This window comes from Flagellimonas sediminis (assembly GCF_010500845.1).
Taxonomy (GTDB): Bacteria; Bacteroidota; Bacteroidia; order Flavobacteriales; family Flavobacteriaceae; genus Flagellimonas; species Flagellimonas sediminis.
The window spans coordinates 784,224-796,852 of record NZ_JAAAMI010000001.1; the positions used below are offsets into that span (position 1 = coordinate 784,224).

Genomic DNA, 12,629 nt, shown 5'->3' on the forward strand with positions numbered 1-12,629 from the left:
CATATTGAACATTTACCAAATAATAGAGAACAAATGAAGCATGTTTTTATGGCCATGGGAACGGCCCTGTTAAGCTCATTGTGCTGTATCACCCCCATATTGGCACTTGTTGCAGGTACGAGCGGGCTGGCCTCGAACTTTTCTTGGCTGGACCCGATGAGGCCCTATTTTGTTGGACTGACCGTTTTGGTCCTTGGGTTTGCTTGGTACCGAAAACTAAGGCCCAAAAAGGGAGTTGATTGCAACTGCGAAACGGAAGACAAACCCAATTTTGTTCAAGGCAAAGCATTTTTGGGATTGATAACGGTTTTTGCAGGTCTGATGCTTGCCTTTCCCCTATATGCCCATATTTTTTATCCGAAGGTCGGAAAACAGATAATCGTGGTGGACAGATCGAACATCCGAACTGTTGAGTTTTCCATAGATGGTATGATTTGTGCGGGCTGTGAGGCACATGTGGACCACGAGGTTAACAAGCTTCCCGGGATTATCTCATCGACCGCATCCTACGAAAAAGGGAACGCTAAGATCGAATTTGACGCTTCAAAGACCGATATTGATGAAATAGAAAAGGCCATCAATGCGACCGGATATACCGTGACCGATAAAAAAGAAGAGTAAAATGGGTGTTAAACTGGAATCGACCATCACCTGTCCCCACTGTGGACACCGGAAAGAAGCGGAAATGCCGACCGAGGCCTGTCAGTTCTTCTATGAATGTGAAAACTGCAAGGCCGTATTGAAACCAAAACAAGGAGACTGCTGCGTGTACTGTAGCTACGGATCGGTAAAATGTCCGCCGGTTCAGGAGGATAGCTGTTCTTACTGATTTTAGCCTTTTTGTTGGGCTGATTTCTTTTTTGTGGCAAAAAACCGATGCTTATTATTGTTTAAGGCCGGCCACTTCCCACTTGGTCAAATTCTTTTGGCATAGAAAAAACTGAAAAGCTTTTGAAGAAGAACCCTTATTTGATACCCTTGAAAAAATCTTCAAGGCTAACATCATGAATTTTGAGAATCATGATCAGGGTATTGATGGTAAAGTTCTCACCTGTCTCCATACGCCAATAGTTCTTCCGTGGAAGGCCATTCTCTACAGCAAATGCTTCATAACTGGTGTATCCGCTTTTGATTCTAAGCTCTTTGATACGGTCAGCAATGGCTTTTCTCTCCTCTATATAATTGGCTTTCTGCATGGGCGGAAAGTTGCAGAAAACGGCGGACACATATTACGTCATATATAGCGTGAAATTTTCATTATCTTTGTTGCTGGTTTATAGCCTTATAAAGACATATAAAAAAGTAATGCCATTTCAGCCATCAGATGATTTTATAAAATATTTGTTTTGTTCCAATATGGAAGCCAAAGACCTTTTTCAAGTTTCGATGGAAACTTTGATTGAGTCCGAAAACTTAGATTTCATGGTCTTCAAAGTAGTGGACGGTAAAGTTAAAAACCTATCCGGTTACGATGAATGGTCCGAGATCATAGAAATAGACGAGACAACCTTTAAGAAACTACATTTAAACCTTTGCCAAAAAATGGGAAGGATCGTACGGAAGAATTTTGTGGATAATCCCTAAGCTTTTTAATCTTAATGGTTGTTCAGTTTGTTTGAACTTTATCATTTATGAGAAGGCACCCTATTTAGGCCATTTTTGATATATTCATAATCCAAATATGATGTTGTGTGATACCCTTTTTATTTCACTGGTCTATGATATGGGTTGCAGCACCCTGCGGGTGCTCTTTTGTGGAAAGGGAGAGAAAAGAAAATCAAGGCTCAATCAAGGCAAAAGGATTGCCAAACACTAGAAAAATCCGTAAATTGCCATATAGAAATCAAAGGATTTGGAAAAACAGAAACTCAATAAGAATCATTTGAACCCTGCTACCTTTTGGGATGTGGATCCGAACCTTTTGGATACTGAAAAAGATAAGGATTTTATCATAGTAAGGATACTCGAACGCGGTACTGACATGGAAATCGGGCTTATTGAATCGACATATTCGCAAAGCGAGATCGTTTCGACATTGGAAAAGACCAAGGGAGTATCGAAAAAGACCCTTAATTTTTATAAAACGGTATCCATTTGAAAGCGGTAGAGGAGGGACAAAGAAAGCTGCTCTCGGAATTGATGGGACTGGATTTCCTGTCCGATCATTATCTTGCTGGGGGGACCAACCTTGCCCTTCGCTTCGGCCACCGTCACTCCATCGATCTTGACCTGTTCAGCGAGAGGGATTTTGACATTTCCCATTCCAACAGGATCAACTCAAAGTTGAAGGATTGGTTCGGCTCCCGATTCACCAGTGTCTCTGTTACAGAGGTCGGGGTGTTCGGCTCCATAGATGGCATAAAGACCGATTTTGTCAACTACCCCCATCCCTTGCTCCGACCTTTGGAGAATTTTGAAGGTGCTAGGCTGGCCAGCATCCTTGACGTTACCGCAATGAAGATAAATGCAGTCGTTGGCCGGGGTACCCAAAAGGATTTTTTCGACCTGCATGAACTTCTCAAGCATTTTACGCTGAAGGAAATGTTTTCGGCCTACAAGGAAAAGTACAGGATGGACAACACGGCGATGGCGGAGCGGTCCCTTATGTACTTTGAAGATGCCCATGATATGCACAATAGGGACAATAAAGTTGTCATCCTCAATGGGACGATCTGGGAAGAGGTGAAGCGGGACATTGCGAACGCCTATCAACAAATGCGAAATGAAAGGGGCAAGAACAAGGGACAGGGTCTTTCGTTGTAGGGTTTTGTACTTCCCAGATAGTTTTCAAGGGCTTTGAACTTTTGTGATCTTGGCATTGATTTCGTCCAATATTTTCTCGGAAACACTTTTGCCATAGTGTTTTTCTGTCACCTGGACACTGGAATGTCCGAGTCCCGATGAGATTTTGCGGATGTCGATGCCCATGTCCAAGCCAATGTTTGTCCATGTATCCCTCAGCGTATATGTTGTGATTTTTTTTTCGATGTCTGCCAGGTCTGCAATACGCTTTGCATACTTATTGAAAATTTTCACCTTTCCGTTGTTGACTTTATGCAATCGATCTGGAGTTGTATCTGCTGGAATAATGGGGAAAAGATACTCCTTAGGCTCTTGTCCATTCAAATAAAATCCAATGATTCTTAGAGCTTCTTCATTTTGTAGAACGCTAAAGTAATCCCCCTCATAGTGTGTCTTTTTTCTATAATACTTTATGCGATTGTCCTCAAACTGATATCGCTTTATTGTTGCCATATCATAATGGTTCATTCCCATATTATTGAACATGAACAGTAAATAGTTGCGTGTGTGCCAAATAGGAGTTTGTGGTTTTAATTCCAGATTGCGAATGGCCATGATATCTTCCAAACTTAAAGGTTCAGGAGCATTTTCATGACTTTGTTTCTTTATGCTCGATAGTGGTTTATGGTCTCTTAAATCGGAATAGGTCTTTCCTGCATCATTCATAATGGCCTGAAGGCTTCTGAGATGGATTGCTGGAGTATTCCGTGATTTATATCGATTGCTCATGTACGCTTTAAAATCCTTTAGGAAAGCATAGTCCATAGCTTTGATTTCCATATCCAACTCTTTGAGATCCTCCAATACCTTCAATTTTTTGTCTTCCGTTCTATAAAGAGTCTTGATTGGAGCGGTGTCGTCCTGGCCTTTGAGGTTTTTTCGAAATTTTATCAAAGCTTTCAATGCATCTTCATATGAACTGGCAGTGGAGAAACGTTCCTCAAGCCGGAGTCTATTTAGGTACACTGCACCATGGCTGAGTATTGAACGGGCGGGGGATTTTTTGAAGAATATCTCTTCAATTTCTGATTTCAGTTTTTTTATTTCCCAATATTTTATTTCACTTGCATGTTCGTCCATCCATAAATCAACGTCCGAATAGATTTTACGGATACGTTTGGTGTGCCTTACAGCGTTCAAAATACCTGTAACCTTACCTGTTGTAAAATCATATTGGTTTTCCTTAAGGTGCAAATTGAAGGGGATATCCCTTGTTTTTCTGGCGTGCCCAATGCGCAGAACCAATGGGAATTTTTTATCTTTAGTTGTATGGTCTGCCCGTTTATCAAAGGATATCTTGATTGTGGCCATGCTTATATAATGATTTTAGTGGCGTGCTTTCGGCGTGCTTTTTTTGATATCAAATGGTTTATTATGGTTTTAAAAATAAATAAAAATATTGAAAAACAGATACTTATAAATATATTGACATATAAAAAACCATAAATTTACTGACTGTTAATCAGAGGGTCCTTGGTTCGAGCCCAAGAGGGGGAGCAGACACAGTAAGGCTTCAGAGAAATTCAAACTCTGGAGCCTTTTTCATTTGCACGCAATTTGCACGCAGATCGAAAAAAATATAGTTTGGCTCTAAACTTTAACATTTCAGGCTAAAATTTTCCAGAATAATTTGCGACTTGTCCCAAATTCTTACCCTTTAACTTTTGCGCGCGGATCCTGTTCCAATTTTATAGTGTTCGGGCAAATAAGCGTGAAGTAAAATTGGAATAGGGTGCAACTTACTGTAGATACCCCGAGCTTTTGACAGATTTTCTACAATACTAACATAATTATCAAGCCGCTTTTCTATAAACATCTTTTGGTCTTTGCTATTCAATGGACTGGTGTCTTCTTCGATGATTGTAATAATCAAAGTACTTCTTCAAAGCATGTGCAAAACCCTATTTTTAAATATTGGGATTCCCCTTATATAGATAGTAAGAACATCCAAACGTCTTAGATTCTATGTGAACTTCAATAACAAAGTTTAAATGACGCAGGGAAGATAGAAGAAAACCACAGGCGCATCTATGGGGAGGTATTGGTATTTTTAAGCCGAAATCCCATTGTTTTCTTTGTCCAGATACTTAGTCGTTTAATAAATAAGACAAAATACCCATTATATTATCTTCGGGAAAGGATGGAGAACCAATCTCATTGAGAACTTTAAAATAATTTCTCTCATCGGGCAGTGAAAGTCTGTCTGCTAAGTCTTTATTTTTTGCCTTTAGGAGCATATTTGAATATAATTCCTTGATTGTTAATGATTCCTTCAAAAGAAGCTGTTGGATTTCATTTAAATTCAACTTCGAAGCCTCCAATTCTCCCAACTCATTTACAATTAGACTTTTCGCACATAGGTTAATCAATGCAATCTTATCGGATAAAAGTCCGGTATTCATAAATTTTGCGGACGTGGATGAAATCAGGTCTCTAAAGGTGCCCAACCTGTGAATCCTCCAATAATGATCACTTTGTAATTCAGCTAGAAATACCTTTGTAGCCTGTTTGATTAGTTTACTGTTATTTCCTTGCAATCAATCGAATTTTTGGGATGCTGATTATTTTTGGAGCTGTTGTTTTCCCAGTCAATTTTTTTGGCCATTGACCAGATATCATATGCCAATTCTTTTTGTGTGACCAACTTTATAGATGGAAAGAGCCCCTCTTTAATAGTTTCCGCATTGTACTTGATAATCCCCCTCTCATAATAATTCGTAACCAGCTCTGCTGGACCCGGTGAAAAAACAAACATAAAATCTGACATTTTTGGAATATCCGGAGCCTTTTTCAAGATGATATCATAACGTTGTTTTTCTTGAATGATTAGCGCAACACCGGTCAATTCAATGCCTCCTGGTAGCTCATAGGTCAGTTCATAAGCATCCAATTCTGTCCATGGAAGTTTTTCTTTGACCTCATATTTATTGTTGCTGATATGATCTAAGAACAGGCTCCCCAATTGATTAAAATTCAATTGATCCACAATTGATTCTATTTTGGTCAGATGCTCTTCTTTTGTCTTATCTTCTTTCAAATAGTCCAAAATGCCAAGATCATTTATAGCGTCCTTTACCCTATATGGAATATGTCCGTTTAATGTGGTCACTCTTTGTTCCGAAACAAGACTGTGTGATAACAGGGGCTGTTTTGGCTTGAGACTTGGGTTGATTTTATAGAGTTGTGACAAGATATTATTTGCTACTTCCTCTAATTTGCCACTGGCATCAATTTCAACAATATTTTCGTTCTTTTTCTCTTTAAGGAAGGTTATGGCCTCATGAAACCTTTTTCTAGTTTGTGAAAGGTTTGTTTCAAATAATTCTTTGCTCTCATTTCTATGTTTCATCCTTTCATAACAAACCTTATTGGATACGTTCAAAAAGAATATGATATCAGGCTTTGTGGCAGCGTCATTCAAATCATATACCTTTTCAAAATCTAATCCCCCGGTACTTTGATAGACCAATGAGGATAAATAATATCGATCGCAAATAATGATTGCTCCATCCTGGGAGTCTAACCACGGGTTTATTTCCCGGTCGCAATGGTCCAATCTATTAGCAGCGAATGCCAAAGCTAGTATTTTAGGTGAAAAGTTTCGGATTTTCTTCATGAGGACCTGTCTTATGAAAAGGCCTGCACAAGAAGGGTCATGAGGCTCAAAGGTCAATTTGACCTTTCCATGGTTTTCTTTATCAAGAATATTTGAGATATATCTGGTCACTGAGGTTTTTCCTGACCCATCCAATCCTTCGATTACTATAAACAAGGAGTTCTTGTTCATTTTTTAATGTTATTGCAAAAATCTGAAAAACAGTGCTTTGACGAATTTTACCGATTAATATTAAACTTTGGTTTTATATGGAATATAATTTATTCCATTGAATTTTAAAAATATGCAAACGTAATTATTTTAGACGGGTCTATATCTTTTTACAATCAGTCATTTTTCACAAAATACACAATACATCTTAGAAAATACTCTGTAACATAATTGCCAAACTAGAACGAAAAATAGTCAAATCTTAGTTAAAGGACTCTATTTGTCCCCAGTAATCCTTCAAATACCATCTTTTTTGCAGGAAAGTGATATTTGTTTCATGAAATCACCAATAAAAATAACACAACATTTTGACCAATAAACTTTATGGGAAAAAGTAGTTTGCGCCCTATGGAATTTCTTCTTCTCGTTTATCTTACCGAACACGGAAGAAATTCCACAGGATCCACGCACAAAGTTTTAGGTAAGATTTGAGGTTTTTTTATTGTTCTTTGATAATCTAACTTTGCTTAACTTTGATAATAATTCAAACAATTGATAATGAATGAATTGGAATTGCTTCAAAAACTAATAGAAGTAGAAGAGCACACACATATCTTGCATTTGAAAATCCAGATATGGAGCAATGAAGCAGAGAAGGCAGAGTTCATTGTTGAACACGACAAAGGAGTTCTTGAAATTGAAAATATAAAGACGCAACTTGTTGAAATTGGGGATAAATCATATAGTGCGAATGCCAAAAGCAATATGCTCAAACAGCTTCGGTATTACGTAGAGGAAATAAATAAGGCTCAACCAGGCTTGGCATTGTCAAGAAATCAAGGAATGAATCTGAAGAATGAACTGTTTGCGGGTATTGTTAGGGATATGAATTACCTGATACAGGGTAGTGGGAGTAGTATCCGAATACCAGCTTATTTACATTATACTACAAATCCTGAAGGTTCAATAGACATAGTAGAGTTGACCGGATTCTTGGAAACAGAAGCGAGAACTCTCCAAAGGGTAGATTCACCCAACTATTTAAAATTAAGGGACTTCATGGAAGGTTTTGCCGAAAGAATTATTGCCCAGTACATTCATGATTAAATATAGTACTTAAAGGGTAGAACCTCTAAGTTTTCATTAGGCCCTGCGGTTAGGATTTCTCCTATCCTATCAGCGAACTTTAAAGTGACGGGCATACCATCACCAAAAATACAGGTGTTGTAATTAAGTTTTGTCAGAGCCAAAACATCTTGGCAAACAGTTACAATATTGGCATCTCCCCGGACAATTTGAATGTTGAGCGGGTTTGGGGTCTCCAGACCCAGTACGGACTGTAGCCTGGGAATAAAGCCCTTCGTCCATAAAAAGGCGGAATTTTTCCCCGTTACCAATGCGGAATTCCGCAATACGGGAAAATCCCCTTCACGGAATAACTTAAAGTATTTCTCACTGGTTATTCGTATGCCAAATATTTTAGTGTCATTTCCAGCGGCCTCCAGAAAGCCCTCCCATTCCTCTTCACTGAAAAATGTCTTCCCGTGAATGAAAATTTCCTTGGGTCGTCGATTGTTCCGTTTCTCAAACCCCTTTATGGACATGGACAGTAATTCCTTGGCACTTTCTTTTGATAGATGGTATTGATAATTTTCAGGGTTGTACCAAGGTCCAACAGCCCCTTTGAAAACAAGGCCATCCCCCGAATCCAAGAACATTTGTGCGGCGCAACACGCTATCCTGTTGTCCTTGTTTGTCTCATCGTTTTTAAATACCAAACCGACATAGCAAACCCCTTCACGGACATTTCCCAATTTCCATGGGAGGCCTCCAATCTTATAATAAAGTGCCGTGGATATGTTCCATGCAATGGCAGTTTCAAATTGACTTAAATCCTTCTTTGGTTTTCCGGTCGGCTTTAAAAAGTCATTATAAGCTATTGTGCTTTCCCTAACAATTTGAGTAAGTATGGAATGCTTTAGCAGTTTTATTTTTAATTGATTGTGAAAGTGGTTTTCATAGTAATACGCACTCCGCAATTTTTCGGTTTCAGGATCTTCAAAGAGACCTACGTTCCTTCTTGAATAGTCGTCGGAAATACCGATTTTGATCCCATCTTTTTTGGGGACTCTTGACTTGGGCCTGCATACGGTATAGACATAGTCTGGAATTACAATGAACCATAAGTCCACTTTAATCTCTTCTTCCTTTCTGTATGCAACCAACCCATCAACATACAGATCCACAATGTTCGAAACCCGTTGGTGGTTGTCGACATACCTATAAAAAAGACTTAATGTTTCAGGATTTACATCCAATTCAACTATGTTGTCTATGTTAAAACTCACATCAAAAGTTGCTGAGAAACCAGGGAAAAATGGTTTGGCGATATCCGCAGTGGGATGGTAAACCGGACCATGTGCTTTTTTCAACCAGGACTTCATTCTCTTTCTTCCTGCCACCGTACCAATAATGCCTATAGTGAAATCAGTCACCTTACCTTTGTCAAACGGGCCGAAAAGTGACAAGCCGTCACGGGGATCTTCAACCATTTGGTCATATGCAAATTTCAGGAGAGGTTCTTTCAGTTTTAAAATGTTGTTATTCATCTTCCTCCATGTTATAGTATTCATCCAAAAGGTCGTACTCTGCATCCTCGTAATCATCAATAGGGATCATACGAGCATTGTCTATAGGATCGGTATATCCAAAGTTACAGTCAAATTCCATAGTGGTCGGGGATAATAAAAGTTCCTTTTCCAAAGTAAGGGGCAGATGGATTTTCCCGTCCTTTGATGTTAAACTGAAAAGGAAGGCCAGCATAAGGTCCCTCCATTCTTTGTTGAACATACGCTTACCCTTGTTTCTTCTAGCTGTGTGCAATTTGCTTTTGCTGTCCCAAATTGTTTCCCCATCATCCGAAAAGAAAATATGAGCCTTTAGACTGTAACAGTTATATGGAAACAATATCGGCTGAACACTCAAGGCATAGTGCCAAATGGACTCCCGTTGCTTTCCAATCAATTGGCGCCGCTTTGTTTTCAATCCATATGGGAAAATCACCTTGTTGTTTTCACTGAATCCGTCCGCATAATAAAACCCTTTGGTCCTCCCTGAGAGTTCATATGACAATAAGCCTTTTTTGTAAAGCGCTTTGTGGAACGCTTCTTTTAGCAATCGGACAAGAAACCTTCTCGCATCCTGATATTGGGGGAATTTTTGGCATTCATACTTTTCAAAAATGGACTTGGTGGAAATTTCAATACAGTTGACCGGCTTGACATTCAGCCCAAAATGGTCATGAAACTCTTCCAATTTGTCCTGAAACGTAATAAGATAATCGTCATGTCTTATTATGGGAACATTGGGCTCCAGTTCTTGAATCTTCTTGGCCTGGGTGTCATTTTTGTACTCAAAAAAATACAGTGTATTGGGAAGCTCCTCTATTCTCAACCAGTTCGAAAAGAATTTTTCATGTTTTCTTTCAATGCCATGGGAGGTGGTGAAACGGTTTCTATACCAATGGTTCATGGAAAGACTCAAACCACTCGTTTTAGCTTTTGGAACACTATCCTTTTTTAGTTTGCGAAGCAAGGTTTTTAGACCGACACTCCAAATCTTAAATTTAATTATGTTGCGTTTGTTGAGCCCTATACGAGTGTTATAAGCCACATCGTCAATTCGCAATGGGATGATGAAATCCGATAAACCATTTTCCTTTTCAATGCTTTTGGCAAATTCCCATTCGTCAACTACACCGTCCTTTTCAAAAGTTTCATTGGATAAGACAAGAAGGTATTTTATCGATTCTTCACCGATGGTGTTTTGGATATTCTTCCAAAAATCCCTTTCTCCACCTATGAGCATACTCAAATCACTTTCGACCTCGTAACCTTCGTTGATAAGTCTACTTTGAAGCCACGCGGTAAACTCATTGTCTTGGGGATTGGCATGTCCGATAAATATTTTGGTCCTAGTTATTTCCATTAATAAAATATATGACCTTGAAGGGCATAGACTCTAAAAGTAGGATATTTTTCGTGGCGAGAGAAAAACCTTATTAACAGACAATCAAAGATTCGAGGAAAGAGTCCATCAGAATATTTAAACTTTCCTCATTTCGAGTCTTACCTTGGCCAACTGTGAATTTGGGGATGAAGATAAATGTAAGAATTTTCAATAAATTGGGAAATGTGAAATTCTTTAATGAGCTAAAACGAAATTATCCATTCCAAAATTAGAAGAGTTTAGTTTCCTAATTTTATTGCTTTCGTATTTGTTTTGCTTCGTAAAAGAAAAACGTAAAGCAAGAGGGTAACAGGCTAACGCCATGTTATAGGTGTTTAGTTTTTTACAAAACATTAATTTTCAATAAATTATATTGCTTTTGAGAATTATTTATAGGGAGATATTTGAAATTTTTCACGGAAAAGCACCGACAGCCCAATAAAATCGACAAATTTTTCACGGAAAAATGGACGGCCCAGATAAATTAAGACCTATCGATCTATTTAAGAGAGCGGCTTGAAATTATATTAGTTTTTTAGAGAAACAGCCCTAAAGTGGAAACACTGGACATAATATACTGCCTTCGCCATATAGAATTGAGCACCGTTAAGACTAACGCAAAGCCTGATTTTAAAATCACTAAATCCAAAAATTAGGTGGCTCTCATTTTCCCTTTTTGATGGTCTCAACCATCTGGCTCATCCAGTTTTTATGCATTTCATTCCAACGAACCTAGGGTATTTCCATTTTGAAGGATATTCATTCATAATCTCTGTCTCTGGCATAGGTTCTCTCATTTCTATAATTTGAAGATTATATTTTTTTAATAGGTTTATATATGTCTCCAATGGTCTGTGATAATGAGTTGTTATGAATGGAGAACTATTAAAAGAAATATTGAAGTTCGCTTCAATTTCAATTTCTTTAGAATAATTAAACCAGTCATATTTTTCATAACCCCAGTATAAGGGCCAAAAGTATGGATGGGTAATAGTTAAGACCAAATGCGCGTTCAATTTCAGTATGTCACTTGTACTTTTTATTACTTTCTCCAGATTAGTAACATCCATAAAGGTCATATTCGAAATAGCCAAAGTGTATTTTTCGGTAGTCATTTTTGAATAATCTTCTATTGAATTTGCGACAAAATTTATTTCTGGGGAAATTGACTTTGCTTCTTTAATTGATAAAGTGCTAATGTCAATGCCTGTTAATTTCTTCGACTTTTCATGAAAATGTTTGGTAGAGTAGCCAGTTCCACAACCTAAATCTATGACATTTGAGAAGTTACTATCCGAAGTCATATTTAATAACATTGGAATAAGTACTTTGTCCATACTTATATCTTCATGCCTGAGTAGCTGCTGTGACCTGGCTTTTGCAATTGCGTCCCACTCTTTAGATATTTCACTATTATTTTTATGTTTTTTTCCTCCTTGAATCATCTGGCACTTTTTTCTAATATTCTAACTAAATCATTGGCTACTTGAAAATATGGATGTTCTCCATTTCCAAATTCTTCGATTAAATGTTTTCCATTCCCAAGAGATTTACCAACTGCAATTTTTGCATCATATCTTCCATAGTTGGTAATTGTAAATCTAGATAGAGGTGTATAGTCAAGTGATGAATATTCAATAACAGTAGCACCTTCACTTTCAAATTCAACTACTTTATCGATCTTATTGGGCATGCAAATGATACATTCTTTTCCCCTTGATTTATTCCGTAATAAGTTCTTCATTTCTTCATCATTAACCCAACTCATATCCCTTGTGAAAATAACAACCCTTCCACCGTTTTTTATCCAGTTATACATATAGTCTCGTATATCAGATTTTTTTGTATACATCTTTGGTTTATTTGATAAATACTCGGATACAATCAAATAAATTGAAACTATAAAGAATAGAATTGAAATAAATACAAGGAACCATTGCCATCCACCAAATGATTGTTGGTCAGTTTTCAAAGAAAAAATTAAACCACAGAGTGATGCTATTGAACCAATTTGAGAAAGTATGTTTTTTATCATATGGTAGTATTCTTAATT

Annotated in this window: 14 protein-coding genes; 6 read left to right on the top strand and 8 right to left on the bottom strand. The window is 37.8% G+C overall.

Features of this window, described 5'->3' with window-relative positions; genetic code table 11:
- Window positions 1–33: 33 nt before the first annotated feature.
- Entirely contained in the window at window positions 34–621 is a 588-nt protein-coding gene (gene merTP, locus GTK07_RS03465) for a mercuric transport protein MerTP (protein ID WP_163633022.1), read from the top strand.
- A 1-nt stretch (window position 622) separates the two neighbouring features.
- The gene (locus GTK07_RS03470) at window positions 623–829 is read left to right on the top strand and encodes a GDCCVxC domain-containing (seleno)protein (RefSeq protein ID WP_072880735.1); all 207 of its coding nucleotides are present in this window, start codon (window positions 623–625) and stop codon (window positions 827–829) included.
- A gap of 136 nt (window positions 830–965) precedes the next feature.
- Here the strand turns inward: GTK07_RS03470 and GTK07_RS03475 are convergent, their stop codons facing one another.
- Complete coding sequence (locus tag GTK07_RS03475; RefSeq protein ID WP_072880737.1) at window positions 966–1,196, bottom strand: helix-turn-helix domain-containing protein; 231 nt, start codon at window positions 1,194–1,196, stop codon at window positions 966–968.
- A gap of 226 nt (window positions 1,197–1,422) precedes the next feature.
- On the opposite strand from GTK07_RS03475, the gene GTK07_RS03480 reads away from it, so the two are divergent.
- The 3 genes from GTK07_RS03480 (at window position 1,423) to GTK07_RS03490 (ending at window position 2,763) form a co-directional block, all read left to right on the top strand.
- Window positions 1,423–1,584 (top strand): hypothetical protein, encoded by a 162-nt coding sequence (locus tag GTK07_RS03480; protein WP_163633024.1) that lies wholly within the window; start codon window positions 1,423–1,425, stop codon window positions 1,582–1,584.
- Between the two features lie 268 nt (window positions 1,585–1,852).
- Window positions 1,853–2,098 (top strand): DUF6922 domain-containing protein, encoded by a 246-nt coding sequence (locus GTK07_RS03485; RefSeq protein ID WP_072880741.1) that lies wholly within the window; start codon window positions 1,853–1,855, stop codon window positions 2,096–2,098.
- On the top strand, window positions 2,095–2,763 hold the full coding sequence (locus tag GTK07_RS03490; protein ID WP_235932415.1) for a nucleotidyl transferase AbiEii/AbiGii toxin family protein: 669 nt from the start codon (window positions 2,095–2,097) through the stop codon (window positions 2,761–2,763). The genes GTK07_RS03485 and GTK07_RS03490 overlap by 4 nt, the downstream gene beginning before the upstream one ends.
- 24 nt (window positions 2,764–2,787) lie before the next feature.
- Here GTK07_RS03490 and GTK07_RS03495 read toward each other — a convergent pair whose 3' ends face one another.
- The 3 genes from GTK07_RS03495 to tmk all read right to left on the bottom strand — a co-directional run bounded on the left by GTK07_RS03495 (window position 2,788) and on the right by tmk (window position 6,589).
- The gene (locus tag GTK07_RS03495; RefSeq protein ID WP_163633026.1) at window positions 2,788–4,113 is read right to left on the bottom strand and encodes a tyrosine-type recombinase/integrase; all 1,326 of its coding nucleotides are present in this window, start codon (window positions 4,111–4,113) and stop codon (window positions 2,788–2,790) included.
- Between the two features lie 776 nt (window positions 4,114–4,889).
- Window positions 4,890–5,204: a hypothetical protein gene (locus GTK07_RS03500; RefSeq protein WP_163633028.1), complete on the bottom strand. Its 315-nt coding sequence runs from the start codon at window positions 5,202–5,204 to the stop codon at window positions 4,890–4,892.
- A 110-nt stretch (window positions 5,205–5,314) separates the two neighbouring features.
- Window positions 5,315–6,589, bottom strand: a complete 1,275-nt coding sequence (tmk, locus tag GTK07_RS03505) for a dTMP kinase (RefSeq protein WP_163633030.1) — start codon at window positions 6,587–6,589, stop codon at window positions 5,315–5,317.
- 537 nt (window positions 6,590–7,126) lie between these two features.
- Between tmk and GTK07_RS03510 the strand changes: the two genes are divergently transcribed.
- Window positions 7,127–7,675, top strand: a complete 549-nt coding sequence (locus GTK07_RS03510) for a hypothetical protein (protein WP_163633032.1) — start codon at window positions 7,127–7,129, stop codon at window positions 7,673–7,675.
- On the opposite strand, the gene GTK07_RS03515 is transcribed toward GTK07_RS03510, so the two are convergent.
- The 4 genes from GTK07_RS03515 to GTK07_RS03530 form a co-directional block, all read right to left on the bottom strand.
- Window positions 7,672–9,177 carry an argonaute/piwi family protein gene (locus GTK07_RS03515; protein WP_163633034.1) on the bottom strand — a complete coding sequence of 502 codons (1,506 nt, stop codon included), beginning with the start codon at window positions 9,175–9,177 and terminating at the stop codon, window positions 7,672–7,674. The genes GTK07_RS03510 and GTK07_RS03515 overlap by 4 nt on opposite strands.
- Window positions 9,170–10,555, bottom strand: coding sequence for a toll/interleukin-1 receptor domain-containing protein (locus GTK07_RS03520; protein ID WP_163633036.1), 1,386 nt, complete (start codon window positions 10,553–10,555; stop codon window positions 9,170–9,172). Before GTK07_RS03520 ends, GTK07_RS03515 begins: the two co-directional genes overlap by 8 nt.
- Before the next feature lie 719 nt (window positions 10,556–11,274).
- Complete coding sequence (locus GTK07_RS03525) at window positions 11,275–12,021, bottom strand: class I SAM-dependent DNA methyltransferase (protein WP_163633038.1); 747 nt, start codon at window positions 12,019–12,021, stop codon at window positions 11,275–11,277.
- Window positions 12,018–12,611, bottom strand: coding sequence for a hypothetical protein (locus GTK07_RS03530; protein WP_163633040.1), 594 nt, complete (start codon window positions 12,609–12,611; stop codon window positions 12,018–12,020). Before GTK07_RS03530 ends, GTK07_RS03525 begins: the two co-directional genes overlap by 4 nt.
- Window positions 12,612–12,629 lie beyond the last annotated feature (18 nt).

Bases quoted from the DNA above. Each gene is read 5' to 3' on its own strand.
- merTP (WP_163633022.1), top strand. From the start codon at position 34: ATGAAGCATGTTTTTATGGCCATGGGAACGGCCCTGTTAAGCTCATTG.
- GTK07_RS03470 (WP_072880735.1), top strand. From the start codon at position 623: ATGGGTGTTAAACTGGAATCGACCATCACCTGTCCCCACTGTGGACAC.
- GTK07_RS03475 (WP_072880737.1), bottom strand. From the start codon at position 1,196: ATGCAGAAAGCCAATTATATAGAGGAGAGAAAAGCCATTGCTGACCGT.
- GTK07_RS03480 (WP_163633024.1), top strand. From the start codon at position 1,423: ATGGTCTTCAAAGTAGTGGACGGTAAAGTTAAAAACCTATCCGGTTAC.
- GTK07_RS03495 (WP_163633026.1), bottom strand. From the start codon at position 4,113: ATGGCCACAATCAAGATATCCTTTGATAAACGGGCAGACCATACAACT.
- GTK07_RS03500 (WP_163633028.1), bottom strand. From the start codon at position 5,204: ATGAATACCGGACTTTTATCCGATAAGATTGCATTGATTAACCTATGT.
- tmk (WP_163633030.1), bottom strand. From the start codon at position 6,589: ATGAACAAGAACTCCTTGTTTATAGTAATCGAAGGATTGGATGGGTCA.
- GTK07_RS03510 (WP_163633032.1), top strand. From the start codon at position 7,127: ATGAATGAATTGGAATTGCTTCAAAAACTAATAGAAGTAGAAGAGCAC.
- GTK07_RS03515 (WP_163633034.1), bottom strand. From the start codon at position 9,177: ATGAATAACAACATTTTAAAACTGAAAGAACCTCTCCTGAAATTTGCA.
- GTK07_RS03520 (WP_163633036.1), bottom strand. From the start codon at position 10,555: ATGGAAATAACTAGGACCAAAATATTTATCGGACATGCCAATCCCCAA.
- GTK07_RS03525 (WP_163633038.1), bottom strand. From the start codon at position 12,021: ATGATTCAAGGAGGAAAAAAACATAAAAATAATAGTGAAATATCTAAA.
- GTK07_RS03530 (WP_163633040.1), bottom strand. From the start codon at position 12,611: ATGATAAAAAACATACTTTCTCAAATTGGTTCAATAGCATCACTCTGT.